The following is a 26,404-nucleotide window of genomic DNA, read 5'->3' on the forward strand; positions in this document are numbered from 1 at the left end:
CGCGAGTGGCCTGATCGTTTCGTTTAGGATTCCACCGTTTTTACCGCTTTCGGGCCAGGCCATGACCACGTTAGACATCGACGCCGCCCAGCGCGCGCGCCTGCCCCGACAGATTCCGTACATCGTCGGCAACGAAGGCTGCGAGCGCTTCAGCTTCTACGGGATGCGCAACATCCTCACCCCGTTCCTCGTCACCTCGCTGCTCATGTACCTGCCGGAGACGGAGCGGCCGGGGGCGGCGAAAGATGTATTCCATACCTTCGTGATCGGCGTGTACTTCTTTCCGCTGCTCGGCGGCTGGCTGGCCGATCGCTGGTTCGGCAAGTACCGGACCGTGTTGTGGCTCAGCCTCGTGTACTGCGTGGGCCACCTGTGCCTGGCGCTGTTCGAGCACAGCGTCACCGGCTTCTATACGGGGCTGGCATTGATCGCCCTGGGTGCGGGCGGAATCAAGCCTTGCGTCGCGGCCTTCGTCGGCGACCAGTTCGACGAGGGCAACCGGCACCTGGCCAAGGTGGTGTTCGACGCCTTCTACTGGATGATCAACGTCGGTTCCTTCCTGGCCTCGCTGCTGATGCCCTTCTTCCTGCACCGGTACGGCGCCGCGGTGGCGTTCGGCATTCCCGGCGCCTTGATGTTCGTCGCGACGCTGGTGTTCTGGAGTGGCCGACGGCACTACGTGATGCTGCCGCCGGCTGGCAACGATCCCCATGGATTCACCAAGATCGTCCTTACGGCGTTGCTAGCGCGTGCACCGGGGCAGGGAAGGCCGGGATTGACGGTGGCGGTCCTCGCCGCTTGTCTCGCCCTCGCGTCGCTGGCGCTCGCACCGATGCTGGGTATCGTCGCCGCCCTGTGCCTCGCCTTCGTCTGCCTGCTCGGAGGCGTCGGCATCGGCACGCGCATGCAGCTGGAACGCGCGCGGGGCACGCATCCGGACGAAGCGGTCGACGGTGTCGGCGCGGTATTGCGCGTGCTCCTGGTGTTCGCGCTGGTCACCCCGTTCTGGTCGTTGTTCGACCAGAAGGCATCCACCTGGGTACTCCAGGCGAACGCGATGACCATGCCGGAATGGCTGCATCCCGCGCAGATGCAGGCGATCAATCCCGCCCTGGTCCTGTTGCTGATCCCGTTCAACAACCTCGTGCTGTTCCCCTTGTTGCGGCGCGCGGGAATCGAACCGACCGCCTTGCGCCGCATGACCACGGGTATCGCGCTCTCGGCCGTCGCATGGATGATCGTCGGCGCGATCCAGCTCGCGATCGACGGTGGCGATCCGGTCTTCGTCGCCTGGCAGATCCTCCCCTATGTGTTTCTCACGATGGGTGAGGTGCTCGTGTCCGCGACCGGACTGGAATTCGCCTATAGCCAGGCGCCGCCCTCGATGAAGGGCACGTTGATGAGCTTCTGGACGCTCAGCGTCACCGTGGGCAACCTCTGGGTGCTGCTGGCTAACGCGGGTGTGCGCAACGAGACGGTCCTCGCCGGCATCGCCGGTACCGGCATGGGTACCGCCGCGTTCCAGATGTTCTTTTTCGCCGTGTTCGCCGCCGTGGCCGCGCTGGCTTTCGGCCTGTATGCGAGGCGATACCGCGAGATGGATTACTACCGGCGCGCATGACGCCGCCTGCACGGGAAAACGTGGACGATCCGCGTGGACCGTGAAGGAGAAACGCGATGCCCCATCACAGACCGTCCTCACCGCTGCCCGCCTCCGCCGCCGTCGAGTGGCCGGGCAAGGTGGTCCTCGTCACCGGTGGCGCGCAAGGCATCGGCAAGGGCATCGCCGAGGCGGTGCTGGCGGCCGGCGGCAGCGTCATCATCGGCGACCTCGACGCGGAAGCCGGCAAGGCCTGCCTGGACGAGTGGAACGCGGGCGACCGCGCCGCGTTCCTGGTCCTGGACGTCTCCCGGGAAGCCAGCGTGAAGCGCTTCGTCGGCAGCGCGTTGCGTCGTTTCGGCCGCATCGACGGGCTCGTGAACAACGCCGGCATCGCCGATGCGCATACGGGGCCTGTCGAAGGCCTTGCGTGGCACGAATGGAAACGCCGCATCGACACCAATCTCGGCGGCGTCTTCCTGTGCAGCAAGCATGCGTTGCCGGCGTTGAAGAAGAGCAACGGAGCGATCGTCAACATCGCCTCGTCGCGTGCGCATCAGTCCGAGTCCGACACCGAAGCCTATGCCGCGAGCAAGGGCGGGATCGTGGCCTTCACCCATGCGCTGGCGATCAGCGCGGGACCGGTACGCGTGAACGCGATCAATCCGGGATGGATCGTCGTGGACGACTGGAAGAAACCGTCGCAGCGACGTCAACCGACGTTGTCCGCCGCGGACCATGCGCAGCACCCGGTGGGCAGGGCGGGCGTGCCGCCCGATGTCGCGGCGCTCGCGGTGTTTCTGCTGTCGTCGCAGGCGGGGTTCATCACGGGAGAGAACTTCACTGTCGACGGGGGCGTGTCGCGAAAGATGCAGTACGTGTAAGAGCATCGCCGACCCTGCCGGCGATGGATGCTAGCTAGATCGCCCCAGCCGGATCGGCGTCGTCACCCCGGCGGCGAAGCGTCGTTCTCCCTCGTCATAATCCCACTGCTCCACCACGCAGGCACCGCGATCCCGCGATGCCTCGTGGCGGATCACATGGAACGAATTGCTGATTCCTTCACGGGTGCGCCGGGATACCGCCGTGCCCGCCTGCACCGACCACAACTCGCTGGCCAGATGGCGTGCCTGCGTATCGAGCGGGCGCACGTAGGGCAGATGGATATGGCCGCCAAGGATGAGATCGGCACCCGCGGCGGCCCAGGCGGCGATCGCCCGTTCGTGGTTGATGAGCAGGTTGGCGACGTCCTTCTCGCGGATCACATGCACGGGCTGGTGCGTGACCACGATACGCAGCTGATCCACGCGGGCCCGCGCCAGCCGCCGGCACACGCGATCGATCTGGCCATCGGACACCGCGCCGTCCTTGTGCCGTGACGGACGAACGGTATTCACGCCGATCGCCAGGACGTCGTCGTTCTCGAACTCCGGTTCCAGGTCATGGCCGAAGGCATGGCGGAACGCGCCGAAGGGGTCGACGATGCGCGCGAAGAGATTGAACAAGGGCACGTCGTGGTTGCCGGGGATCGCCAGCGTGGGACGGTCGTAGCCATCGACGAAGCGTTTCGCCGCCGCGAACTGCGCGCGGCGCGCGCGTTGGGTCACGTCGCCCGAGAGGATCACCAGGTCCGGCCGCAACGCGACGATGGCTTCGTGGAGCGCCGCTACCGCCTCGGGCCGCTCCGTGCCGAAGTGCGGATCGGATATCTGGACGATCACGCTCATCCCGGATCCTCGCCCGGCTTGCGCGTGCGGTCGGTGAGCAGGGACAGCGGTCGTGGCGCGGCGCGGAAGACCAGTGGCGGCATGAGCCTGACGATCTCTCCATCGACGGCCACCTTGATCGCATGGCGATGGTGTTTCGGTGTCACGGTGATTTCGCGGAAGCCGAAACTCACGGCGTTCTCCGCTTCACCGAGCTTGCCCAGCGCGCCATGCAGGATCAGGCCGAGCATGGTGAGCCTGCCGATCGGTTTCAACACGAGGCCGGCAAGCGTGCCATCGTTACGCATCACGTCGGCGGCTTCGCGCAGGCCGATCTTTTCGAGTTGCAGCGCGTTATTGCCCACGAACAGCGTGGGCGTGCGCAACTGGCGCGTGCGCTCGCCGTCGCTGACCTCGATGCGCAGGGGGCGGTAGCCGCGCATCATCGTCGCCAGTCCCGACCACAGCGCCACGATGCGATGCCTGCCGAAACGCTGTTTCCACGTTTCCCTGTCTTCCAGCACCTGCGGATAGAGACCGAGGCTGGCGTTCACGAGGAACACCCGATCGTTGACCATGCCGATCTGGGTATCGGAGGGCGTCGCCCTTAGCAGGGCTTCCGTGGCGCCGCGGGTGTCCGTGGGAATGCCGTGCGTACGGCCGACGAAGTTGAACGTGCCTTGCGGCAGCACACCCATGGGCAGCGACTCGGCCCAGGCCGTTCCCGCCACGCAGTTGATCGTTCCATCGCCGCCGGCGGCCACGATGGCTCCGCCTTCCCGCTTCGCGTGCGCGGCGGCATCGCGGACGAGGTCCTTGATGTCGCGGGTTCCGTCGATGAGGAAGAAGCGATGCGGGCGGCCCGCCGCGTCGAGGATCGAGGCGATCTCGGCGCGCGCGGCCTCGGCGTCCTGCTTGCCCGATCCGGCGTTCATGACGATGGCGAAGCAAGGGCATGGGTTCATTCGCCAAAACAACCATTCGCGGTGTCACGACCGCATGAAATCACGCCAGGCTCTTGCGCCCCTCGCGGAGCCGGAAATACTCCGCGCCGCCTGCGCACAGCGTCAACCATGCCAGCCCGGTCGCATACCCCGCCATCACGTCGCTGAAGTAATGCACTTGCAGGAGGATGCGGCTGATCCCGACGATAGTGATCATGCTCACCGCGGCCACCACGATGGCCCGGTGCCAGCGTGGCGGGCAGAGCACGAGCGCCACGTAGGCGAGCATGCCGTAGAACACCATCGACCCCGAGGCGTGGCCGCTCGGGAAGCTATAGCTGTGTTCGACGATGAAGCCATGGTCGTGCAGGGGCCGCTCGCGCTGGAACCATGCCTTCAACGCGCTGTTGATGACGGCGGTTCCCACCAGGGTGGTGATCCAGCTGGCCGCGAGGCGGAAATGACGGCGCCACAGCAGCGCGAGGAAGATGACGAACGTGGCGATGCCGACCACGAGGGGATCGCCGGCGTGAGTGACCAGGGCCACGGCGCGCAGCACGGCCGTGGGCATGTTCTCGCGCAGGGCCGCCGCGAGATCCGCATCGAACACGGTCAGGCCGGCCGCCTCACGCACCTCGACCGCGATCGCGGTGGCGATCACCAGCATCGCCACCACCACGGCCACGGCGGTGGCGGGCCGCAGGAACGCGCGGGCGGCCGCGTCGTGGCCTTCGCGGCGGCGCATGGCGCGACGCCACGCCACGTCCGCACCGCCCAGCGCAAGAACGAGCAGTGCGGCCCAGAGCGACAAGGCATGTCGGCTGATCCACTCGGTATCCATTCCGTTCGCTCCTCGTCTCGTGTCAGGATCGGCGATGTTGCCACGCCGCGCGCCCGCGGCTCGAGAAGGGGTCGTCTGATGAAAGCTCTATCCGCCCGCGCCATCCTTGCCCTGGCGCTTGCCACGGCGGGCTTTGCCGCCCATGCCGACGACGCGCCATTGGCGCACCGCATCGTCCGCGTCACGCTCGACGGTGCCAGCGACAAGGGCACCTCGGGACGCCTGATCCTGTTCGCCGCGCCCGCCTCGGCGGCGAAGGACGGCAAGCTCGAGGCTGTCGATACCAATCCGTTCCAGCCCAAGGCCGTGTCCGTGGCCGCTCGCGAGGTGGCATGGATCGCGCCGGGCCAGTCGGTCGACCTGGACACCGACGGGGAGGCGTTCCCGGCAGGGTTCTCGACGCTGCCACCGGGGGATTACTTCTTCCAGGCCGTGCTCGATGTGGATAACGACTACAACTATGGCGGCCGCCATGCCGGCGACCTCATCAGCGACGTGACGCCGGTGAAGCTCACGCCGGGTGGCAGCCTGCCGGTGCTGAAACTGAGCAAGGCCGTGCCGCCGCGGGATCCCTGGGTCCTGCCGCCGATGGCGCCGCAGGCGGTTCGCGACGCCCTGCCGGAGGCGCGCCAGCATGCTCACGCGGAGATACTGCAAAGCCCGCTGCTGACCGCCTTCGCGGGCCATCCCGTGTCGGTCCGCGCCTGGGTGGTCACGCCGCCCGGCTACGATCCCAAGGGCACGACGCGTTATCCCACCGTCTTCCTCACCCATGGTTTCACGGGCGGCTTCGACCGTTACGCGGGGACGATCGCCTACCTGTGGCTGGCGATGTCCAAAAAAGAGATGCCGCCGATGATCTGGGTGCTGCTCGACGAATCGGGCCCGACCGGCACGCACGAGTTCGCCGACTCGGTGAACAACGGGCCGTGGGGCCAGGCACTCACCACGGAATACATCCCGTGGCTCGAAGGGCGCTACCGCATGGACGGCAAGCCCGGCGGCCGCTTCCTCACCGGACACTCGTCCGGCGGCTGGGCGACGCTGTGGTTGCAGACGCGTTACCCCAAGGAGTTCGGCGGCACCTGGTCGACCTCGCCCGATGCCAGCGATTTCCGCGATTTCACCGGCGTCGACATCTATGCCGTGAATGGCAACGCCTACAAGAAGCCGGACGGCACGCCCATTCCGCTGGTGCGCGACAAGGGGAAGGTCATCGCTTCCCTTGAAACCTTCGTCAAGCTGGAAGACGTACTGGGCGCTTACGGCGGCCAGTTCGCCTCGTTCGAATGGGTGTTCTCGCCACGTGGCAAGGACGGCCGGCCCCAGCAGCTGTTCAACCGCGTCACCGGTGCGGTGGACCCCGCCGTCGCGGCGTACTGGCGCGACCACTACGACATCGCCCAGCGCCTGCGCACGCAGTGGCCGGCGCTGAAGCCGGACCTCGATGGCAAGATCCACGTCATCGTCGGCACGGCCGATACCTTCTACCTTGACGGCGCTGCGAAATTGCTCAAGGAAACCCTCGACGGCCTGCACGCGAAGAGCGATATCCGCTTCCTTCCCGACAAGACCCATTTCGACCTCTACACCGAGGGTGACGACCGGCAGGCGCTGTTGAAGAAGATCGCCTGGGAGATGTACGGCGTGGCGCGGCCGGGGCAGGGCAGGTAGGGGACGCCTCGCGGACTCGAATCGCCGACAGGGTCGGCTCCCACCACAGCCGGAGCCATGCATGCTTTCCCTCCTGAGCTACGGGCCATGCATGCCCTGGTGGGAGCCGGCTTTGTCGGCGATGCCTGGTGGGAGCCGACCCTGTCGGCGATGCTCTTCGACCAAGGTCCAGAGGCACCCTGGTAACCACTGTCCTACCCTCAAGGACGAATCCATCCCGGAGGCGCATTCATGGACTACGAGGCATCCTGGCGACGCTCGGTCGATGAACCGGAGGCGTTCTGGGGCGAGCAAGCGCGGTTGATCGACTGGCAAACGCCACCGCGGCGCATCCTCGACCAGTCCAACCCGCCTTTCCGCCGCTGGTTCGTCGGTGGAACCACCAACCTCTGCCATAACGCGGTGGATCGCCATCTCGATGCACGCGGCGACCAGCTCGCCATCGTCGCGGTGTCCACCGAAACAGGCGTCACCCGAGAGATCAGTTACCGCGAACTGCATCGCGAGGTGAACGCCTTCGCGGCCATCCTCGTCGAACTCGGCGTGGGCAAGGGCGATCGAGTCGTCATCTACATGCCCAACATCGCCGAGGCGGTGTTCGCCATGCTGGCCTGCGCACGCATCGGCGCGATCCATTCCGTCGTCTTCGGCGGCTTCGCCGCGCACAACCTGGCCCTGCGCATCGACGATGCGGAGCCGAAGCTGCTGGTCTGCGCCGATGCGGGCATGCGCGGCGGCAAGATCATTCCGTACAAACCCCTGGTGGACGCGGCGCTGCGCGAGGCGAAGGCGCCACCGGCGCATGTGCTCGTCGTCCGGCGTGGACTCGATCCCGACATGGCATGGGTGACGGACCGCGACGTCGACCACGCGCCGCTGCGTGAGAAGCACCTCGATGCGAGGGTTCCCGTCGAGTGGCTGGAATCGAACGAGCCGAGCTATCTGCTCTACACCTCGGGTACCACGGGCAGGCCGAAGGGTGTACAGCGCGATGTAGGCGGCTATGCGGTGGCGCTCGCTGTTTCGATGACGGCGATCTTCGACCTGCAGCCGGGCCAGACCATCCTGTGCACATCGGACGTCGGCTGGGCCGTGGGGCACTCGTACAACGTGTACGGCCCACTCATCGGTGGATGCACCGCCATCCTGTACGAAGGGCTTCCCACCGGTCCCGACCCCGGCATCTGGTGGCGCCTTTGCGAGAAGTACAAGGCACGCACCATGTTTTCCTCGCCCACTGGCATCCGCGTGCTGAAGAAGCAGGATGCGGCGTGGTTGGGGAAGTACGATCTCTCGTCGCTGAAGTGGATCTTCCTCGCGGGCGAGCCGCTCGACCAGCCGACCTACGACTGGCTCACCACCGGTACCGGCAAGACCGTGGTGGACAATTACTGGCAGACCGAAACAGGCTGGCCGGCCTTGTCCCTCATGCCGGGACTGGACCTCAAGCCGGTGAAGCCGGGTTCGCCCGGCTTTCCGACGTTCGGATATCGCATGCGCGTGATCGACGAGGCGACCGGCGAGGAAAAACCGGCAGGGGAAAAAGGCGTGCTGGTGATCGAGCCGCCCTTGCCGCCGGGTTGCCTCACGACGATATGGCGTGACGACGAGCGCTATCGGCGCAATTACTTCGGCCACTTCAAGGAACTGCTGTATAGCTCGCTGGACTGGGCGGTACGCGACGCCGATGGCTACTTCTTCATCCTGGGACGTACCGACGACGTGATCAACGTGGCCGGGCATCGCCTGGGCACGCGCGAGATCGAGGAATCGGTGGCGACGCTCGGCGCGGTGGCCGAGGTGGCGGTGGTCGGTATCGCCGACGAGCTGAAAGGGCAGGTACCCGCCGTCTTCGCCACGCTGAAGCAAGGCGTCACGGACGATCCGCGCGACGTGGCGCAGGCGATGGAGCGGCGCGTGGTGGAGTTGCTGGGGGGCGTGGCGCGTCCCGCCTGCGTCTACGTGGTGGGCGCACTGCCAAAGACCCGCTCGGGCAAGCTGCTGCGCCGTGCCCTGCAGGCGCTGATGCAGGACACCGACCCCGGCGACTTGTCCACCCTGGACGATCCGGGCGCCCTGGAGGAAATTCGCCAGGCCATTGCCCGCGGCCCGCACTGCGGGCAAAGACGGACCTGAGAGGGCCGTGCCCCGCCCCGCTGTGGGAGCCGCTTCAGCGGCGATCCCGCGGCAGCGGCCAGGCCGAGGCAAGCACCCATCGCCGCTGAAGCGGCTCCCACAGGGACGCGGCTCCGCGAAGCGGTGCCCGCGTGAAGTGGCATTCTCCCGCGACGCAGCAAGGCCTCGTCGCGGCGGTGCGCTAAAATGGCTCTCTTTGCTTCGGAGAGTTCCATGGCACAGCAACCCTCGGCCGGTGCCCGCTTCCGCGCCGCGCTCGCGGCCGAACAGCCGCTGCAAGTGATCGGTGCGATCAACGCCAATCATGCGCTGCTGGCCAAGCGTGCCGGGTTCCGTGCCATCTACCTGTCCGGAGGCGGTGTCGCCGCGGGTTCGCTGGGCCTGCCGGACCTGGGCATCAATACGCTCGACGACGTGCTCACCGATGTCCGCCGCATCACGGATGTCTGCGACCTGCCGCTGATGGTCGACATCGATACCGGCTTCGGTCCCAGTGCCTTCAATATCGCCCGCACGGTGAAAAGCCTGGTCAAGTTCGGCGCCGCCGCTTGCCATATCGAGGATCAGGTCGGCGCGAAGCGCTGCGGTCATCGTCCGGGCAAGGAAATCGTCACCACCGAGGAAATGGCCGATCGCGTCAAGGCCGCCGCCGATGCCAGGACGGATCCCGACTTCTTCCTGATCGCCCGCACCGATGCCATCGCCGTGCTTGGCGTGGATGCCGCCATCGAGCGTGCCATCGCCTGCGTCGAGGCCGGTGCCGATGCGATCTTCGCCGAGGCCGCCTACGACCTGCCGACGTACAAGCGTTTCGTCGACGCGGTGAAGGTGCCCATCCTTGCCAACATCACCGAGTTCGGCCAGACGCCGCTGTTCAGCACGCAGGAGCTGGGTAGCGTCGGCGTGGGCATCGTGCTCTATCCGCTATCCGCGTTCCGCGCCATGAACAAGGCCGCCGAGAACGTCTACAACGCCATCCGCCGCGACGGTCACCAGCGCAACGTCATCGACACGATGCAGACGCGCGAGGAACTCTACGACCGCATCGGTTACCACGCTTACGAACGTCACCTCGACGAACTGTTCTCCAAGAAGGGTTAAGGAGTTACGCAATGAGCGACACCACCACCCAGCCCAAGGCGAAGAAATCGGTCGCCCTCTCCGGCGTGCCGGCCGGCAACACCGCGCTGTGCACGGTCGGCCGCAGCGGCAACGACCTGCATTACCGCGGCTACGACATCCACGATCTCGCGGCGAAGGGCTCGTTCGAGGAAGTGGCCTACCTGCTGGTGCACGGGGTTCTGCCGAACTGGATGGAGTTGAACGCCTACCGCGCCAAGCTCAAGCGGCTGCGGGGCTTGCCGGCCCCGGTCAAGAGCGCGCTCGAACTCCTGCCCGCGTCGACGCACCCGATGGACGTCATGCGCACGGGCGCCTCGGTGCTCGGCACGGTGCTGCCGGAGAAGGACGACCATAACCTCACCGGCGCGCGCGACATCGCCGATCGCCTGATGGCCAGCTTCGGCTCGATGCTGCTGTACTGGTACCACTTCAGCCATAACGGCAAGCGGATCGAAACCGAGACCGAGGACGAATCGATCGCGGCGCACTTCCTGCACCTGCTGCACGGGCGCAAGCCGAGCGACCTGCATTCGCACGCACTCGACCGTTCGCTGGTCCTTTACGCCGAGCATGAGTTCAATGCCAGCACGTTCGCCGCGCGTGTCATCGCGGGCACCGGATCGGACATCTACTCGGCGATCACCGGCGCGATCGGTGCGTTGCGCGGTCCCAAGCATGGTGGCGCCAACGAAGTGGCGATGGAAATCATCGCGCGTTATCGCGACGCGGCCGAGGCGGAAGCGGATATCCGCGCGCGCGTCGAGCGCAAGGAGATCATCATCGGCTTCGGGCACCCGGTGTATACCGTGTCCGATCCGCGCAACGAGATCATCAAGGAAGTGGCGCGCAAGCTCTGCACCGATGGTGGCAATCCGCGCCTGTTCGAGGTATCGGAGAAGATCGAGAAGCTGATGTGGGAACTGAAGAAGATGTTCCCGAACCTCGATTGGTACTCGGCCTCGGCATATCACATGATGGGCGTGCCGACGGCGATGTTCACGCCGTTGTTCGTCATCGCACGCACCTCCGGCTGGAGCGCGCATGTGATCGAGCAACGACAGGACGGCAAGATCATCCGTCCGAGCGCGAACTACACGGGGCCGGAAGACCTGGCGTATACGCCGATCGAGAAGCGTTAAGCCCCAAGAACCTGGTGGGAGCCGACCCTGTCGGCGATCCCGCGGCAGCGGGCCAGCTTATGGCAAGCACCCATCGCCGACAGGGTCGGCTCCCACCAGGGATTGGGGACACGCTTCTCTTGTGGGAGCCGCTTCAGCGGCGATGGATATGCCGCTCCGCAGGAATCGCCGGCATAGCCGGCCCCCACAAGAGTTACAACGCCGCCGCCAGGCGGGTGGCCTTGTCGATCGCCCGTTTCGCGTCCAGTTCGGCGGCGACATCCGCACCGCCGACCAGGCGCACGTCCACGCCGCGCGCGACCAACGCGTCGTGCAAGTCGCGGTTCGGTTCCTGGCCCGCGCAGACGATCACGTTGTCCACGTCCAGCACCCGTGGCTGCCCGTCGATCACGACATGCAGCCCATGGTCGTCGATGCGTTCGTAGGCGACGCCACCGATCATCTGCACCCGCTTGTTCTTCAGCGTGGCGCGATGCACCCAGCCGGACGTCTTGTTGAGCCGGCCGCCCGGGCGGCCGGCGCTTCGCTGTAGCAGCCAGATCTGCCGCTCCGGCTTTTCCGGCTGTGCGGGCATCAGGCCGCCCGGTGTCGCCATGCTCATGTCGACGCCCCATTCCTTCGTCCACCGGCCGATATCCGTGGTGGGGGAGGGCGCCGCTTCGCTGAGGAACTCCGCCACGTCGAAACCGATGCCGCCGGCGCCGATGATCGCCACCTTCTTGCCTACGGGCGCATCGGCCTGCAGGACGTCGAGGTAGCTCAGCACTGTTCCGTGGTCGGCCCCGGGAAGATCCAGCGCACGCGGCAGCACGCCCGTGGCGAGGATGACGGTATCGAAGCCGCCATCGGCGAGGACCTCCACGGTCGCCGGCGTGCCCAGCCGGCGTTGCACGCCGGTGGCGTCGAGGCGATGGTCGAAGTAGCGCAGCGTCTCGCTGAATTCCTCCTTGCCGGGAATGCGCCTGGCCATGTTGAACTGTCCGCCGATGACCGTGGCGCGATCGAACAGTGTCACCGCATGACCGCGCTCCGCGAGCGTGGTCGCGGCGGCGAGGCCGGCAGGGCCCGCGCCGACGACAGCCACGCGCTTCTTCGTCGCGGTGGGCAGGATCTTCAGCTCGGTCTCGTGGCACGCGCGTGGATTCACCAGGCACGACGCGCGTCGGTTCTCGAATACATGGTCGAGGCACGCCTGGTTGCAGGCGATGCAGGTGTTGATCGCCTCGGGCCGCGCCGCGCGCGCCTTGTTCACCCATTCGGGATCGGCCAGCAGAGGGCGCGCCATGGAGACCATGTCGGCGTCGCCGTTGGCCAGGATGCGTTCGGCGACGTCCGGCATGTTGATCCGGTTGGTGGTCACCAGCGGAATGCCCACTTCGCCCTTCATGCGCCGCGTCACCCAGGTGAACGCGCCGCGCGGGACGCTGGTCACGATGGTGGGGATGCGCGCCTCGTGCCAGCCGATACCCGTGTTGATGATGGTCGCGCCCGCTGCTTCGATGGCCTTGCCGAGCGTGACGATATCGGTCCAGGACTGCGATTCGTCGACCAGGTCGAGCATGGACAGCCGGTAGACGATGATGAAATCCCCGCCCAGCGCCTCACGCATGCGGCGCACGATCTCGATGGGAAAACGCATGCGGTTTTCGGCCGGGCCACCCCAGCGGTCCGTGCGCTTGTTGGTGCGCGGAGTGAGGAACTGGTTGATCAGGTAACCTTCCGAACCCATGACCTCGACGCCGTCGTAGCCGGCATCGCGCGCCAGCTTCGCGCTGCGCACGAAGGCATCGATGCTGCGCTCCACCCCTCGTGCGGACAGCGCGCGCGGCGTGAAGGGGGTGATCGGCGACTTGATCCGCGACGGTGCCACGGAAAACGGCTGGTAGGCATAGCGTCCCGCGTGCAGGATCTGCATGCAGATCTTCCCGCCCTCGGCATGCACCGCGCGGGTGACCTTGCGATGCCGGCCGACATGCCAGGGCATCGACATCGTCCCCGACATCGGCTTCAGCCAACCCTGGATGTTCGGCGCGATGCCACCGGTGACGATCAGGCCCACGCCGCCACGCGCACGTTCGGCGAAGAACGCGGCGAGCTTGTCGTAATCCGCCGCCTTGTCTTCCAGTCCCGTATGCATCGAGCCCATGAGGACGCGATTGCGCAAGGTGGTGAAACCCAGGTCGAGCGGGGCGAGCAGGTGCGGGTAGGCCACGGGAGGCTCCGGTTCAAACGATCGTTCGAATGATCGTCGCAACCGGCGCCGACGGCAAGGGCGGGCGCAGCAGTGGGCCAGGCGCCCCAGCGGCGTTACGGCGTGTATCGCCGCGTTTACACGCGGGGCCCTACGGCCGGTCCGCGAAAAACGCTAAATCCGCATGGCAGCACGTTCTTGCGAGGCGGATTGACGAAGGCACGCAATTTGCTCCGTTCTTTCACCCGGTGCGTTGGCAGGACGTCCGGTCATCCCGAAAAAACAGGGGTTTCGCGTCGCTCACAGGAGACTCTCCCATGCGTAAGACTCTTATTGCCACGGCGATCTGCCTCGCCATCGGATTTGCCTTGCCGGCCATGGCCGACGACACCCAGACCGGATCCTCGGGTGCCAGCGCGCAGCGCAGATCGATTGCCGTGCAGTATTCCGATAGCTCCACCTATACGGACAGCTCGACACACAGCCGGACCGACACCACGTCCGGATCGTTCAACACCACCAATGCCATCTCTTACACCGTGCTCAACGGAAGCGTCAGCAACGTGGGCGTGAGCGGCATCGGCAATATCGCCCGCAACCTCGGTAACGCCAATGGCGGACGCGGTGGCAGTGGCGGCGACGGCTACGGCGCCGTCGGTTACGGCGGCACGGGCGGATCGGGCGGAGATGGCGGCAACGCGCGTGCGCGCGGCGCGGTCGGTGGCGACGGCTCCGCGTCGAGTGGCGACGCGGGTGCGTTGACCGCCTCCGCGGGCGGCGACGGCTCCGGCGATGGCGGTAACGCCAACGGCGACGGTGGCCGGGCCAACGCGCGCGGTGCGGGTGCCGACACGGCGACCGGCGGCTCCACGGCCAGCACCGGTGGCGCAAGCGCCAGTACGGGCGGCGCGGGAACCTCCGGCGACGCGACCGGAACGGCCACGGGCGGAACCGGCACAGGCGGTGCCGGTGGCACGGCGATGGCGGCCGGCGGCGAAGGCGGTGCCGGTGGCGCGGGCGCGTCGGGCACGGGTGGCGCAGGCGCGGGTGCCGACGGTGGCGCCGGTGGCGCGGGTGGCACGGCCTATGCCGACGCGGGTGCGTTCGACATGTCCAACAACATGGGCAGCGCGGGCGCGGCGGCCGCCGGCATCTCCAACTTCGCGCAGAACAGCGGCGCGGCGTCGTTGATCCAGCAGGGCGTGAATGTCCAGGCCAACCTCAGCGTGGGCTCGGCTCCGTAACGGCTGGACCGGTAGCAAAGGGAACCACGGAGCGTTCCGGCGCTCCGTGGTCATCCGAAGGGAAGCACCAGCACCTTCAGGAGAACACCCATGCGGCAGCAACACGAACATCGGGCGCGACGGGCGTGGGCCCTGGTAGCCCTGGCTTGCGTCGGCGGAACCGCGTTCGCCACGCCTCCCGCCAATGAACCGCCACCGGCCGCGTTCGGCAAGGCCACTCCCGTCGAACAGCTGCAAGCCATGACCGGTGGCAGCGGGACCACGAACAACATCAACCAGCAGACGCTCAACGGCACGATGAGCGACACCGAGGCGAAGAACACCATCAGCGGCGGCAATGTCGTCTCGGGTAGCGCGTTCGACAACTCGGCCGGCTTGCCGACGGTGATCCAGAACTCCGGCAACAACGTGCTGATCCAGAACTCCACCATCGTCAACGTGCGGATGAATCCATGAAGGCCGCCTGTGCCCTCGCACTCTTGCTCGTCGTCGTGGCGCCCGCCGCGCCGGCGATGAAGGCGGAGGTGCAGACCAGCCCGGGTACCTCGTACCCGGTGCGGATGACGAGCCTGAAAGAGGCGCGCTTCCGCAACACGATCCGGCAGAAGTACGACTTCAGTTGCGGCTCCGCCGCCGTCGCCACGCTGTTGACCTATCAATATGGCTATCCGGTCGACGAGCAGTCCGCCTTCGACGTGATGTACACCCACGGCGATCGCGCGAAGATCGGCAAGGAGGGATTCTCGTTGCTGGATATCAAGCGGTTCCTCGCCTCGCGCGGTTTCGAGGCCGATGGCTTCGAGGTGCCGCTGGAGAAGCTCGACAACGAAGGCGTTCCCGCGATCGTGCTCATCAACGAGCGCGGCTATCACCACTTCGTCGTGGTGAAGGGCTACAAGAACGGCCGCGTGCTGGTGGGCGATCCGGCCCGTGGCACACGCGCCATGTCCAAGCGGCGGTTCGACGCCATGTGGAACAACGGTGTCGTCTTCGTCATCCACAACCAGCGCGACCGCGCCATCTTCAACAGTCCACGCGACTGGGCGGTCGCTCCCGCGGCACCCATCGGAGACGGCATACAGCGCAACGGGCTGGAGCCATTGGTGATGCCCAAGCGCGGACCGGGGGATATATGAAAACCCGAACACTGATCACCGCCGCCATCCTTGGTGGTGCCTGCGCCACCGTCTGCGCCGCCGAGTTTCCCGCGAACCGCAGCGTATCCGACGTGCGGTTGGACCGTATCCGCGGCGGTTTCGACTTCGGCGACAACCTTCGCGCTTCCTTCGCGCTGCAGCGCACCGTGTTGATCAACGGCATGGAAGCGATGCGCACGACCATCACCGTTCCGGACATCGCGAACATCACCCGGGACCAGGCGGCGGCCTTGCAGGATGCCTTGCGCACCACGGTCGTCACCAACGGTGCCGGAGGCGTGGCGGGCGCGGTGCCGACGTCCCCGGTGCAGGATACGGGCGCAGCCTCCACGCCGGCCGCCACGGTTCCGGCGGCGGCATCCGGCAGTGCGGCGACAACCCTGGCGACCGTCTCGGCCGCGCTGCCGAATTCGGCGCTGCCAGGCCTCATCGTGCAGAACTCGCTCGACAACCAGGCCATCACGGCCACCACCACCATCGACGCGTCGGTCAACAGTGCGCGGATGCTCGAAAACATCCGCATGGCGGAGTCGGTCAACGACGCGGTGATCAAGTTCCGGGGGAATTGACGCATGTATCGCAATGGCAGGGTGATGCAGGCAAAGACGTGCGCGGGTGCCCTGGCATTCGCGGTGCTTCCGATGTGGATCGGCGCATGCCTGGCGCAAGAGGCCACCATCGATCCGGTCCTGCGCGAGAAGATCGACGCGCAAGGAAGGCGCATAGATGCGATGCGCAGCCGCATGGCGGAGCAACTCGCCGAACTCGAGCAGATGAAGCGCGAGCTGGCCGTGCAGGAAATGAACTACAACGACCTGCGCAAGGCGGTCGGGCTCAATGCGCTGGAAGAGGCGCGCGGCGGCTCCGCCGCGCTCGCCGATCCGCGCGCGCAGGCCACGCCGGGGCAGGAGGTCCCGGGCGCGCCGCCGCCCGGCGCGCCCCCGGCGGCGACGTCCGGGCAGGTGGTCGCCACGCAGCCGGTGGGACGACGGCCGGAAACGGACGATCGCCCTCCCGAGGTCGCTCCGATCTTCGACCAGCCCGGCGTGCTCACGCCCAAGGGCAAGCTGATCGTCGAACCTTCCTACCAGTACGGCTACTCGTCGAGCGATCGTGTCGCGCTGGTCGGTTACACGGTGATTCCGGCCATCCTGATCGGCCTGGTCGACGTGCGCCAGGTGAAGACCACCACCCAGACAGGCGCGGTGGCGTTCCGCTACGGCCTCACCAACCGCATGGAGGTCGAAGTACGCATTCCCTACGTCGACACGCATACGGACACGATCAGCCGCGAGATATTCACCGGTACGGCACAGGATCGCCTGTTCACCACGAGCGGCAAGGGTCTTGGCGACATCGAGGCCACCTTGCGTTACCAGATCAACGACGGCGGCGCGGACAAGCCGTACTACGTCGGCTGGTTCCGCGCCAAGTCGCGAACGGGCCGCGACCCCTTCGAAGTCACCAGCGACTGCGTGACGCGCTGCGTGGAGAACTTCACCGGCACGGGGCTGCCACTGCGCAACCCGACGGGATCGGGCTTCTATTCGGCACAGCTGGGCGTTACCTGGCTGTATCCATCCGATCCGGTGGTGTTCTTCGGCAACCTTAGCTATCTGCATAATTTCGAGCGGAAGAACGTCAGCCGTAACGTACTTCTCGCCGGCAAGCAGTTCCTGGGTGACGTGAAGGCCGGCGACATCGCCGATATCAGCATCGGCATGGGCCTGTCGTTGAACGAGAAGGCATCGATCAGCATCGGCTACGACCAGGCCTTCGTCGCGCGGACCACGCAAAACGACCATCCGTTGCCGGGTTCCGCGCGAGTGACGCTGGGCTCCCTGTTGGTGGGCGGTTCCTACCGCTTCAACGACAAGGAAACGTTGAACGTGACGCTCGGCGTAGGTGTGACGGGTGACACACCCGACACGACGATCACGGTGCGCGTCCCCATCACCTTGTAGGTTCACATGGGTTTCACTCATTCCCACCTGAACGCGTTTCGAACGCGTTCGGGTTCCCGTGCACGCGCCGCACACATCATGGATCGTTAAGATTTCAGGGGGGTTAGAACACACACACTTTGCAGGGAGTTCCACATGCGCACACGTCCACATCGTTACGCCAAGGCCACCGCGGGCCTGGCCATCGCTTCGCTAGCCATCCTGGGTGCCACTGCGCATGCGCAGGACAGCAACAAGAAGTCGCAGTCGCCGGCGCTGGACAACATTAGTGTATGGGTGGGTGGCTACTACACCAACAACGACACGACGATCGGTGCGAACACGGGCATCTTCAACACCAGCGGCGACGTGAACCTCGAGGACGACCTGGACTTCAAGAAGCACAAGACCGTGCCTCGTGTCCGCCTGGATTTCCTGATCGGCGAGCACCAGGGCTTTTCCTTCGACTATTACGAGGTCGACCGCTCGCATTCCAAGACGCTGTCCGAGCAGATCAACTTCCTCGGCAATCCCATCGCCGCGAGCGCGCGCGTGAAGGGCGATCTCAAGTTCACCTTCGGCAGCGCCGCGTACAAGTGGTGGTTCGGTACGGGCGACGACGTGTTCGGCGTCGGCCTGGGCGCCGCGTACTACAAAGTGCAGGCGAGCATCTATGGCACGGCCACGGTGAACGGTCAGACCTTCCAGGACGGCTCGGCCAGCGACACCAATGCGTGGGCGCCCAACCTGCAACTGGGCTGGCGGCATGCGTTCAACGATCAATGGCGCATGTATTTCAACGCGTCCGGGGTGAAGCGGAACGGCGGTTCGCTCAATGGCCACATCTGGGATGCGGCGCTCGGCGTGGAATGGTTCCCATGGCAGAACGTCGGTTTTGGCGCGGAGTACGCCTATACGAAGATCAAGCTGCACCAGGACAAGCGCAATTACGACCTCGATCTCGACATGAAGCTCAACGGACCGGCCGCGTACGTCCGTTTCCGCTTCTGACCATCCGGATGGCGAGCCGGCGTGATGCCGGCCGCCTTGCCGGGGGGAATCCCGAGGCCGCCGCGAGGCGGCCTCTTTCTCGTGGTGGGAGCCGGCCCTGTCGCTTGTGGTGGGAGCCGACCTTGTCGGCGATCCCGCGGCAGCGGGCCGGGTCATGGCAAGCGCCATCGCCGCCTAGGCGGCTTCCCACCAGGGCACTCCTTGCCCCGTGGCGATTTTCAGCATCCGCTCAGGCCAGCGCCTTCCGCTGCGCGCGGCGCGCCCACAACCAGCCGCCGCCGCAGATGCCCACGACCAGGATCACGTCGAGCAGCCACGGCGCCCAGGGACGGGCGTCGAACCAAGGCGCCACCAGATGGTCGTGGGCGATCATTCGTGCGGCGGTCCAGGCGATGGCGCCGGCGCCGATATAGACGACGACCGGGAAGCGCTCGATCAACTTCAGGATGAGCGTCGAACCCCAGACCACCAGCGGCACGCTGATGGCGAGGCCCAGCACCACCAGGCCCATGTGGCCCTTGGCCGCGCCGGCGATCGCGAGCACGTTGTCCAGGCCCATCAGGGCATCGGCGATGACGATGGTGCGTATCGCGGCCCAGAAACTGGAGGCTGGCGTGATGTTCGGGTCGTGCTCCTCGTGCTTGAGCAGCTTCCAGGCGATGGGCAACAGCAGGATGCCGCCCGCCAGCATCAGGCCCGGGAGCTTCAGCAGCCAGATCACCGCGAAGGTGAGGGCGATGCGCAAGGCGATGGCGCCGAACGTGCCCCAGAAGACGGCTTTCTTCTGCAGGTGGCGAGGCAGGTTGCGCGCCGCCAGCGCGATCACGATCGCGTTGTCGCCGGCCAGAACGAGGTCTAGCAGGATGATGGCGGCGAGGCCGGAAAAGAATTCGGGAGTGAGGAAATCCATGCGGTGAGACCCTTCGCGCGCTGTGTGGACCAATGCGGCAGCGACGGGTACGCGCGCCCGCCGTCACCGCAAAAGTCTCGTTCCCGGCGCGAAGCCGCCGCGATGACCGGGGCGCGTGGGGCGCCCGTACTGACGATCGTCGCGCACGGGAGCGACAGATGCCCCCGCGGAACTACTCCCCTTTGGGTTGTAGTGGGGCGCATTGTGGCGGTTGGGATGCAGCGCGGCAAGACATGCATGGGGGCTCACCGGTTAAAATCGCCGGCTTTCCCAACCCATCGCGAGTGAAGTCCATGAGCGCACACGACATCCGTTCCGCCACGCGTCCCGATCCGGACCAGCCGCTGGTGGACATCGCCAACTACGTGGCCGACTACACGGTCGACTCGCAGGAGGCCTACGACACCGCGCGCTACATGCTCCTGGACTCCCTGGCGTGCTCGGCCCTCGCGATGAAGTTCCCCGATTGCGTCAAGCACCTGGGCCCGGTCGTCCCGGGCGCCGAATTGCCCGGTGGCACGCGCGTACCGTTCACCTCGCACGAACTGGACCCGGTCCAGGCGGCTTTCGCCATCGGCACCCAGATCCGCTACCTCGATTTCAACGACACGTGGCTGGCCGCCGAATGGGGCCATCCCTCGGACAATCTGGGCGCCATCCTGTCGGTGGCCGACTACCTTTCCCGCAAGGCGGTGAAGGAGGGCGGCAAGCCCCTCACCGTGCGCGACGTGCTCGGCTATGCCATCAAGGCGCATGAGATCCAGGGCTGCTACGCGCTCAGGAACAGCTTCAACCGCGTTGGCCAGGACCACGTGATCCTGGTTCGCCTCGCTTCCACCGCGGTCGCCACGGCCATGCTCGGCGGCGACAAGGAACGGATCACCACGGCGGTCTCGCACAGCTGGATCGACAACGGCGCCCTGCGCACCTATCGCCACGCGCCGAACACGGGCCCGCGCAAGAGCTGGGCCGCCGGTGACGCCTGCCGTCGCGCGGTGACCCATGCGATCAACGCCGTTTACCGCGACGTGGTGGGTTACCCCTCCGCGCTGACGGCGAAGACCTGGGGTTTCTACGACGTGGCCTTCAAGGGCAAGGCCTTCGAGTTCGAGCGTCCCTTCGGCAGCTACGTGATGGAAAACGTACTGTTCAAGATCAGCTTCCCCGCCGAGTTCCACGCGCAGACCGCCGTCGAGTGCGCCATGGCGCTGCATGCCCAGGTGGCCGGCCGCCTGGACGAGGTGGAAAAGGTGGTGATCGAGACCCAGGAGGCGGGCTGCCGGATCATCGACAAGACCGGCCCCCTGGCGAACTACGCCGACCGCGACCATTGCATCCAGTACATGGTGGCCGTGCCACTCATCTTTGGCCGTCTCACGGCGGATGATTACAACGACGCCGTCGCCGCGGACCCCCGTATCGACGCACTGCGCGACAAAATGACCGTGGTGGAGAATCCGCAATTCACCAAGGATTACTTCGATCCGGAAAAGCGCTATATCGGCAATTCGGTCCAGGTGTTCTTCAGGGACGGCTCGTCCACCGAGAAAGTCTCGATCGATTTCCCGATCGGCCACCGCAAGCGTCGTGCCGAGGGCATTCCCGTGCTGTTGAAGAAGTTCGAGGCCGCCCTGCGTGCGGAGCTGCCGGCAGAGCGGGTCGAGCGCATCCTCGCGGTCACTTCCTCGCCGGAAAAACTCGACGCCATGCCCATTCACGAGTTCATGACGCTCTTCACGGCTTGATAATGGCTGTGACTCAAGTATGAACGGCGGTTTTTAGCAGGTGCTCAATTGTTTGATTTTTGCTAAACTGCCGCCGCCCGTTGAAGGGGTATGAAAGCGAGGGACGGCCGAAGTCCCCGGATTCGACAAGAGTTCTACGCGCGATTTCCGTCTGGGGTGGAGCGCGGACGCGAATACCAATAATGAGGAGACACCGATGAAACGTAAGGGCTTGTTTTTGCTGATCGGCTTGGCCCTGGGCGGCGTGGGTGCCGTTCACGCGCAGGAATCCGCCGACACGGCGGGTAACGGCTATGACGGCCGCTGGTACATCGCCCCGACGGTTGGCGGTTACTACAACGACACCGATCGCAACACCAACAGCCGCCAGGTTTACTACGGCCTGGGTTTCGGCAAGTTCATCTCGAACAACGCGTCGATCGACATCTTCGCCGATCGCACCAAGCGCGATAACGATGGCGTTGGCCATTGGTCGAACAACAGCTACGGCGTTGCCGCCCGCTTCTACGCTGGTGCGTGGGACAGCTGGCGTCCGTACCTGCTGGCCGGCGTGATGGGCTCGTACCACCACAACCCGTCGGACAATGGCTGGTCCCCGGCCGCCGAGCTCGGCGTCGGCGTGTCCAAGACCATCACCGACAGCTCCGACTTCCGCGTGGAAGCCGGCTATCGCTACGACTGGGACGACAAGACCACCGACAGCGAGAACGGCTACGGTGACTGGTTCCTCGGCTTCTCGATCGTCTCGCGCTTCGGCGAGCCGCCGGCTGCCCCGGCTCCCGCCGCCGCACCGGCTCCGGCTGCTCCGGACTGCTCGACCCTCGACAGCGATGGCGACGGTGTGAACGATTGCGACGACAAGTGCCCAGCCACCCCGGCTGGCACGATCGTCGGTCCGGATGGTTGCCCGCAGAAGGTCGTCATCGACCTGCGCGGCGTCAACTTCAAGTTCGACCGTCCGAAGAAGGGCGAGACGAACATCGGTCCGACCCTGCAGGAGCCGACCAGCGAATCGCTGGGCGTCCTCGACCAGGCTGTCGACACCCTGCAGCGTTACCCGCAGGTCAAGGTCACGGTTGCCGGTTACACAGATAGCGTCGGTAAGGACGCGTACAACCAGGGCCTGTCCGAGCGTCGCGCGAAGATCGTGTTCGACTACCTGACCTCGCACGGCATCGGTGCGGATCGTCTGGAAGGCCCGATCGGCCACGGCGAGAACAACCCGATCGACACGAACGACACGGCCGAAGGCCGCGCTCGCAACCGTCGCACGGAACTGCAGGTTCAGCAGTAATCCTTGCAAGATCGGTAGTAGCTGTAAGAAAGGAGCCCGGCGAAAGCCGGGCTCTTTTTTGTGCTCCCGGTGGGAGCCGACCTTGTCGGCGATCCCGCGGCAGTGGGCTGGTTGCATGTACGGCTCGGCTTCGCCCTCGCGTTCGTTGCGTGGCGGGGGAGCTGCCGGGCGCCACCCTCGGCGCGACGGTAGTCGCCGTCCCTTGGGAAGGGATGCCGCTGCGCGGCCGTGTTTGATGGCTGCGCCCCTTCGGGCTCGGACGGTCGGGCGGGGGTTTCCGATTCGCCCTCCTGGCTCAGCGGAAACGGCCGGCCATCCCTGGCCGGCCCCCTGGCGGGCCTTTTCCGCCCGCCCGTCCTCGGCTCCTAATGTCGCGCCGAGGGTGGCGCCCGGCAGCTCTCTCGACACGGGGGTGGGTTGAAAGAGCAACGCTCGCCATCCCGCTAGTTGCGTGCCACTTGCCCCTAATCGCTTGCCGTTTGCCGCGCCCGGGTGGGAAGCGGGCTGGCCCGCGATTCCTCAATCCCTCCGGTGGCGAAGGAGGCCTTGCGATGATCGAGCGAGGCTTGTCACCGCTGGCTCGGTGGCGATGCACGGCCTCATTCGCTCGAAACAGGGTGGCGAATCGCGGGCCAGCCCGCTTCCCACCCGCGTGGGGGGGCACACGGAGAGGGCATCCCCCGGTCGCGGGCGTTGCTTGTGCCACACAACACCTCAGTGCTCGGAAGAGCCGTCGGCCGCCACCCTCGTCGCGACGTGTGGAACCGAGGAGCGACGGGCGAAAAGGCCCGTCAGGGGGCCGGCCTGGATGGCCGGCCGTTTCCGCCGAGCCATGGAAGGCGAGTCGGAAACCCCGCCCGGCGCGACGGGCGCGACGGGGCGCCAGCCATAGAACATGGCCGCGCAGCGGCTTCCCTTCCCGAGCGACGGTGCAACCGGAGCGACGAGGGTGGCGGCCGACGGCTCTGCCCCGCACACCCCAACCGCGAGGGCGAAGCCGAGCCCACCTCGCCCATTTGTTGCGTTGCGGTGTACGCTGTGCCGATTGCTGGACGCCTGGCCGTATGGACGTCCGTTCGATGTCATTCCTAGGGGTTCGCATGAAGCTGCTCGCCGGTTTGTTCCTGGCCACCTCGTTGCTCGCGTCGGCGGGTTGTTCCGCGCCGGTGCATCGAAGCGCGGCCAGCGCCACGCTCAGCGGTGACACGGCACACCCGGGAAGCGCACAAGGATGGGTGCGTACCGAGCTTTATTTCGGTCTCGGGCCGGCAGGCGGCCAGGGCGGCGTGGACGAAGCAGCCTGGCGGGCCTTTCTCGACAAGGAGGTGACGCCGCGCTTTCCGAGTGGATTGACCGTCATCGACGCCTATGGGCAATGGCAGGGTGCGAACGAGTCGCAGCCTGAGCGCCTGCGGTCCAAGCTCGTCGTCCTCCTCTACGCCGATGCCCCCGCGCAGCGCGCCGCCGTGGATGCGATCCGCGCCGCCTGGAAGGCGAAGACCGGCGACCAGTCGGTGCTTCGCGTGACCCAGCCCGCGGACGTGTCGTTCTGATGGCCGCGTCCACGGTTTCGCGACGCCGCTTCGGCGGTGGCGATCTCAACGGTGTCCTCGGCCTGGTCGTCGACAATCTTTCCTTGCTGGCGTTCATGGCCACGGCGCTGATCGGCATCTTCGGCATGCCGGCCGACCTCGTCTTCCGCCGCATGTTTCCCGGCACGGCGCTGGGCGTGCTGCTCGGCAACCTGGCCTATACGTGGATGGCGCATCGCCTGGCCGCGCGCACGGGCCGGCAGGATGTCACCGCCATGCCGCTGGGTATCGACGCGCCCACCACGATCGGCATGGCCCTGCTCGTGTTGGGCCCGGCATTCGCCGGTTACCGCCAGGCGGGCATGGATGCCATGGCGGCGGAAGAGGCCACCTGGCGCCTGGGCATGGCCTCGCTGGTCGTGATGGGCGTGCTCAAGTTCGTCCTCTCGTTCTTCGGTGCCTGGGTCCAGCGCACGGTGCCGAGGGCCGGCTTGCTCGGATCGATCGCCGGTATCGCCCTCGTGCTGATGGGCTTCCTGCCGCTGGTGGAGATCCTGCGCGTGCCGGTGGTGGGTTTCGCCGGCCTTGGCATCGTGCTCTATGCACTGATCGCGAAACGACGGTTGCCGTTCGGCATGCCCGGCGTGCTGGGTGCCTTCCTTGTCGGCGTGATCCTCTACTACGGGCTTGGCCCGGCGGGGTTGCTTGGAACCGGCTACCATGCGCCCGCGGGATGGCAGTGGCGCCTGGGCTTCCCGTGGCCGAACCTCGGTTTCGTGCAGGGCTTGCCGGCGACGCTGCCGTACCTGCCGTTGATCCTGCCGTTCGGTCTGTTGATGGTGGTCGGTGGCATCAACGTCACCGAAAGCGCCCGCGCGGCGGGTGACGACTATCCCACGCGCGACATCCTGCTGGTCGAGGCGCTCGCCACGCTCGTGGCGGGCATCTGCGGTGGCGTGGCGCAAACCACGCCGTACATCGGGCAGCCCGCGTACAAGGCGATGGGCGCACGCACCGGATACACCTTGGTCACCGGCCTGGTCATCGGGTTGGGCGGGGTGTTCGGTTACCTCTCCAATCTCGTCGAACTGCTGCCGGTGGCCGTGCTGGCGCCGATCCTCGTCTTCGTCTCGATCGGCATCACCACGCAGGCCTTCGAAGCGACGCCGTTGCGCTATGCCGGTGCCGTGGTCTTCAGCTTCTTTCCGGCGATCGCACGGATGGTCGCGATCAAGCTCGGCGATCCCTCGATCGTCGATCCGGCGCATTTCGCCGCCTTGTATGCCGACGGTACGCATGGCGTCTCGGCCATGGCGGTGATCGTGATCCTCGGCAATGGCTTCATCATCACCTCGATGATCTGGGCCAGCTTCGTGGTGGCGATGATCGACGGGCATGTGCGCAAGGCAGCAGGCATCGTGGCACTGGGTGGCTTGCTCACCGCGTGCGGATTGATCCATTCGGTGCAGCCGATCGGGTCGGTCTACCTGCCGTGGACGCTGGATGCGGCGTCGCGATCGTTGGTGTGGCAGTTCGTCGCGGCCTATGCGGCGCTCGCGACGGTGCTGCTTTTGCTGTCGCTGGACCGCCGGAACCTGCGGAGCGCCTGATGCCGCCCGCGCCGCCGCTTGAATTGCGGCGCCGGCGCAGCCACCCTTGGGACCTGTCCCAAGGAATCGCCCCATGCCGCTCTCCGACCTCACGTCGCTCCCCGGCGTCACCGCCACGCCCGACGCGGCGACCCATGGCTATGTGTTCAACCACACGATGATCCGCGTGCGCGACCTCGACGTCTCGCTGGATTTCTACACGCGCGTGCTGGGCTTCACTCCCGTGTACAAGAGCGTGTTCGCGGAGGCGGCGTTCACCATCGTCTATCTCGTGCTGGTCGGCGACCAGGGGGTGATTCCCGATGACGACGATGCGCGAAAGGAATGGGTGCTGCGACAACCGGGCGTGCTCGAGTTGACGCACAACCATGGCACGGAAAACGACCCGTCCTTCGCGTACCACAACGGAAACAGCGAGCCGCGCGGATTCGGCCACCTCTGCGTGAGCGTGCCCGACGTCGAAGCCGCGTGCGCGCGCTTCGAGGCTCTCGGCGTCACCTTCCAGAAGCGGCTGAGCGATGGACGCATGCGCCATATCGCCTTCATCCGCGATCCCGACCAGTACTGGATCGAGATCCTCCAACCCACGCCGTTCGCCGCCTGAC

22 protein-coding genes are annotated in these 26,404 nt (G+C 66.3%); 17 read left to right on the plus strand and 5 right to left on the minus strand.

The genetic code is table 11. From position 1 onward, the window contains the following. Positions 1-61 precede the first annotated feature (61 nt). Positions 62-1,621, plus strand: coding sequence for a POT-type proton-dependent oligopeptide transporter (locus tag ACR9Y6_RS00860; protein WP_481279564.1), 1,560 nt, complete (start codon positions 62-64; stop codon positions 1,619-1,621). A gap of 56 nt (positions 1,622-1,677) precedes the next feature. After that, entirely contained in the window at positions 1,678-2,484 is an 807-nt protein-coding gene (locus ACR9Y6_RS00865; RefSeq protein ID WP_481279565.1) for an SDR family oxidoreductase, read from the plus strand. A gap of 30 nt (positions 2,485-2,514) precedes the next feature. On the opposite strand, the gene ACR9Y6_RS00870 is transcribed toward ACR9Y6_RS00865, so the two are convergent. From ACR9Y6_RS00870 to ACR9Y6_RS00880, 3 genes are read right to left on the minus strand one after another with little or no spacing between them, the layout of a single operon-like run. Then, the gene (locus ACR9Y6_RS00870; protein ID WP_481279566.1) at positions 2,515-3,327 is read right to left on the minus strand and encodes a metallophosphoesterase family protein; all 813 of its coding nucleotides are present in this window, start codon (positions 3,325-3,327) and stop codon (positions 2,515-2,517) included. After that, positions 3,324-4,271 (minus strand): diacylglycerol/lipid kinase family protein, encoded by a 948-nt coding sequence (locus tag ACR9Y6_RS00875; RefSeq protein WP_481279567.1) that lies wholly within the window; start codon positions 4,269-4,271, stop codon positions 3,324-3,326. The genes ACR9Y6_RS00870 and ACR9Y6_RS00875 overlap by 4 nt, the downstream gene beginning before the upstream one ends. Before the next feature lie 40 nt (positions 4,272-4,311). Beyond that, positions 4,312-5,091 (minus strand): phosphatase PAP2 family protein, encoded by a 780-nt coding sequence (locus ACR9Y6_RS00880; RefSeq protein ID WP_481279568.1) that lies wholly within the window; start codon positions 5,089-5,091, stop codon positions 4,312-4,314. 78 nt (positions 5,092-5,169) lie between these two features. On the opposite strand from ACR9Y6_RS00880, the gene ACR9Y6_RS00885 reads away from it, so the two are divergent. The 4 genes from ACR9Y6_RS00885 (at position 5,170) to prpC (ending at position 11,162) form a co-directional block, all read left to right on the plus strand. Further along, complete coding sequence (locus ACR9Y6_RS00885; protein WP_481279569.1) at positions 5,170-6,765, plus strand: alpha/beta hydrolase; 1,596 nt, start codon at positions 5,170-5,172, stop codon at positions 6,763-6,765. A gap of 231 nt (positions 6,766-6,996) precedes the next feature. Then, complete coding sequence (gene prpE, locus ACR9Y6_RS00890) at positions 6,997-8,901, plus strand: propionate--CoA ligase (protein WP_481279570.1); 1,905 nt, start codon at positions 6,997-6,999, stop codon at positions 8,899-8,901. A gap of 213 nt (positions 8,902-9,114) precedes the next feature. After that, positions 9,115-10,002 carry a methylisocitrate lyase gene (prpB, locus tag ACR9Y6_RS00895; protein WP_429199404.1) on the plus strand — a complete coding sequence of 296 codons (888 nt, stop codon included), beginning with the start codon at positions 9,115-9,117 and terminating at the stop codon, positions 10,000-10,002. An 11-nt stretch (positions 10,003-10,013) separates the two neighbouring features. After that, positions 10,014-11,162 (plus strand): bifunctional 2-methylcitrate synthase/citrate synthase, encoded by a 1,149-nt coding sequence (gene prpC / locus ACR9Y6_RS00900; protein ID WP_371023330.1) that lies wholly within the window; start codon positions 10,014-10,016, stop codon positions 11,160-11,162. 193 nt (positions 11,163-11,355) lie between these two features. Here the strand turns inward: prpC and ACR9Y6_RS00905 are convergent, their stop codons facing one another. After that, entirely contained in the window at positions 11,356-13,374 is a 2,019-nt protein-coding gene (locus ACR9Y6_RS00905) for an oxidoreductase (protein WP_481279571.1), read from the minus strand. A 296-nt stretch (positions 13,375-13,670) separates the two neighbouring features. Here ACR9Y6_RS00905 and ACR9Y6_RS00910 point away from each other — a divergent pair, with 296 nt between their 5' ends. The 6 genes from ACR9Y6_RS00910 to ACR9Y6_RS00935 all read left to right on the plus strand — a co-directional run bounded on the left by ACR9Y6_RS00910 (position 13,671) and on the right by ACR9Y6_RS00935 (position 18,708). Next, complete coding sequence (locus ACR9Y6_RS00910; RefSeq protein ID WP_481279572.1) at positions 13,671-14,597, plus strand: hypothetical protein; 927 nt, start codon at positions 13,671-13,673, stop codon at positions 14,595-14,597. A 90-nt stretch (positions 14,598-14,687) separates the two neighbouring features. After that, positions 14,688-15,053 carry a hypothetical protein gene (locus ACR9Y6_RS00915; RefSeq protein ID WP_481279573.1) on the plus strand — a complete coding sequence of 122 codons (366 nt, stop codon included), beginning with the start codon at positions 14,688-14,690 and terminating at the stop codon, positions 15,051-15,053. After that, positions 15,050-15,733, plus strand: coding sequence for a C39 family peptidase (locus tag ACR9Y6_RS00920; protein ID WP_481279574.1), 684 nt, complete (start codon positions 15,050-15,052; stop codon positions 15,731-15,733). The genes ACR9Y6_RS00915 and ACR9Y6_RS00920 overlap by 4 nt, the downstream gene beginning before the upstream one ends. Continuing rightward, positions 15,730-16,323, plus strand: a complete 594-nt coding sequence (locus ACR9Y6_RS00925) for a hypothetical protein (protein ID WP_481279575.1) — start codon at positions 15,730-15,732, stop codon at positions 16,321-16,323. The genes ACR9Y6_RS00920 and ACR9Y6_RS00925 overlap by 4 nt, the downstream gene beginning before the upstream one ends. 3 nt (positions 16,324-16,326) lie before the next feature. Continuing rightward, positions 16,327-17,718, plus strand: a complete 1,392-nt coding sequence (locus tag ACR9Y6_RS00930; RefSeq protein ID WP_481279576.1) for an acetate kinase — start codon at positions 16,327-16,329, stop codon at positions 17,716-17,718. A gap of 135 nt (positions 17,719-17,853) precedes the next feature. Then, positions 17,854-18,708, plus strand: a complete 855-nt coding sequence (locus ACR9Y6_RS00935; protein ID WP_481279577.1) for a hypothetical protein — start codon at positions 17,854-17,856, stop codon at positions 18,706-18,708. 229 nt (positions 18,709-18,937) lie between these two features. Here ACR9Y6_RS00935 and ACR9Y6_RS00940 read toward each other — a convergent pair whose 3' ends face one another. After that, positions 18,938-19,618, minus strand: coding sequence for a TerC family protein (locus ACR9Y6_RS00940; RefSeq protein WP_481279578.1), 681 nt, complete (start codon positions 19,616-19,618; stop codon positions 18,938-18,940). Positions 19,619-19,911: 293 nt separating this feature from the next. On the opposite strand from ACR9Y6_RS00940, the gene ACR9Y6_RS00945 reads away from it, so the two are divergent. The 5 genes from ACR9Y6_RS00945 (at position 19,912) to gloA (ending at position 26,403) form a co-directional block, all read left to right on the plus strand. After that, positions 19,912-21,363 carry a bifunctional 2-methylcitrate dehydratase/aconitate hydratase gene (locus ACR9Y6_RS00945; RefSeq protein WP_481279579.1) on the plus strand — a complete coding sequence of 484 codons (1,452 nt, stop codon included), beginning with the start codon at positions 19,912-19,914 and terminating at the stop codon, positions 21,361-21,363. Positions 21,364-21,559: 196 nt separating this feature from the next. Next, positions 21,560-22,657, plus strand: coding sequence for an OmpA family protein (locus ACR9Y6_RS00950; RefSeq protein WP_306849990.1), 1,098 nt, complete (start codon positions 21,560-21,562; stop codon positions 22,655-22,657). A 1,100-nt stretch (positions 22,658-23,757) separates the two neighbouring features. Beyond that, the gene (locus tag ACR9Y6_RS00955; protein WP_481279580.1) at positions 23,758-24,210 is read left to right on the plus strand and encodes a DUF3574 domain-containing protein; all 453 of its coding nucleotides are present in this window, start codon (positions 23,758-23,760) and stop codon (positions 24,208-24,210) included. Beyond that, positions 24,210-25,799 carry a hypothetical protein gene (locus tag ACR9Y6_RS00960; protein WP_481279581.1) on the plus strand — a complete coding sequence of 530 codons (1,590 nt, stop codon included), beginning with the start codon at positions 24,210-24,212 and terminating at the stop codon, positions 25,797-25,799. Before ACR9Y6_RS00955 ends, ACR9Y6_RS00960 begins: the two co-directional genes overlap by 1 nt. 73 nt (positions 25,800-25,872) lie before the next feature. Beyond that, a complete protein-coding gene (gloA, locus tag ACR9Y6_RS00965) occupies positions 25,873-26,403 on the plus strand; it encodes a lactoylglutathione lyase (RefSeq protein ID WP_481279582.1) in 531 nt (176 codons plus the stop codon). Position 26,404: the final 1 nt, after the last annotated feature.

The organism is Luteibacter sp. TLI7-4A (genome assembly GCF_056754745.1).

Coding starts and splice junctions, on each gene's coding strand:
- ACR9Y6_RS00920 (WP_481279574.1), top strand. CDS start 15,050: ATGAAGGCCGCCTGTGCCCTCGCACTCTTGCTCGTCGTCGTGGCGCCC.
- ACR9Y6_RS00940 (WP_481279578.1), bottom strand. CDS start 19,618: ATGGATTTCCTCACTCCCGAATTCTTTTCCGGCCTCGCCGCCATCATC.
- ACR9Y6_RS00885 (WP_481279569.1), top strand. CDS start 5,170: ATGAAAGCTCTATCCGCCCGCGCCATCCTTGCCCTGGCGCTTGCCACG.
- ACR9Y6_RS00955 (WP_481279580.1), top strand. CDS start 23,758: ATGAAGCTGCTCGCCGGTTTGTTCCTGGCCACCTCGTTGCTCGCGTCG.
- ACR9Y6_RS00865 (WP_481279565.1), top strand. CDS start 1,678: ATGCCCCATCACAGACCGTCCTCACCGCTGCCCGCCTCCGCCGCCGTC.
- prpC (WP_371023330.1), top strand. CDS start 10,014: ATGAGCGACACCACCACCCAGCCCAAGGCGAAGAAATCGGTCGCCCTC.
- gloA (WP_481279582.1), top strand. CDS start 25,873: ATGCCGCTCTCCGACCTCACGTCGCTCCCCGGCGTCACCGCCACGCCC.
- ACR9Y6_RS00875 (WP_481279567.1), bottom strand. CDS start 4,271: ATGAACCCATGCCCTTGCTTCGCCATCGTCATGAACGCCGGATCGGGC.
- ACR9Y6_RS00945 (WP_481279579.1), top strand. CDS start 19,912: ATGAGCGCACACGACATCCGTTCCGCCACGCGTCCCGATCCGGACCAG.
- ACR9Y6_RS00935 (WP_481279577.1), top strand. CDS start 17,854: ATGCGCACACGTCCACATCGTTACGCCAAGGCCACCGCGGGCCTGGCC.
- ACR9Y6_RS00925 (WP_481279575.1), top strand. CDS start 15,730: ATGAAAACCCGAACACTGATCACCGCCGCCATCCTTGGTGGTGCCTGC.
- ACR9Y6_RS00960 (WP_481279581.1), top strand. CDS start 24,210: ATGGCCGCGTCCACGGTTTCGCGACGCCGCTTCGGCGGTGGCGATCTC.
- ACR9Y6_RS00910 (WP_481279572.1), top strand. CDS start 13,671: ATGCGTAAGACTCTTATTGCCACGGCGATCTGCCTCGCCATCGGATTT.
- ACR9Y6_RS00880 (WP_481279568.1), bottom strand. CDS start 5,091: ATGGATACCGAGTGGATCAGCCGACATGCCTTGTCGCTCTGGGCCGCA.
- ACR9Y6_RS00915 (WP_481279573.1), top strand. CDS start 14,688: ATGCGGCAGCAACACGAACATCGGGCGCGACGGGCGTGGGCCCTGGTA.
- ACR9Y6_RS00950 (WP_306849990.1), top strand. CDS start 21,560: ATGAAACGTAAGGGCTTGTTTTTGCTGATCGGCTTGGCCCTGGGCGGC.
- ACR9Y6_RS00930 (WP_481279576.1), top strand. CDS start 16,327: ATGTATCGCAATGGCAGGGTGATGCAGGCAAAGACGTGCGCGGGTGCC.
- ACR9Y6_RS00870 (WP_481279566.1), bottom strand. CDS start 3,327: ATGAGCGTGATCGTCCAGATATCCGATCCGCACTTCGGCACGGAGCGG.
- ACR9Y6_RS00860 (WP_481279564.1), top strand. CDS start 62: ATGACCACGTTAGACATCGACGCCGCCCAGCGCGCGCGCCTGCCCCGA.
- prpE (WP_481279570.1), top strand. CDS start 6,997: ATGGACTACGAGGCATCCTGGCGACGCTCGGTCGATGAACCGGAGGCG.
- prpB (WP_429199404.1), top strand. CDS start 9,115: ATGGCACAGCAACCCTCGGCCGGTGCCCGCTTCCGCGCCGCGCTCGCG.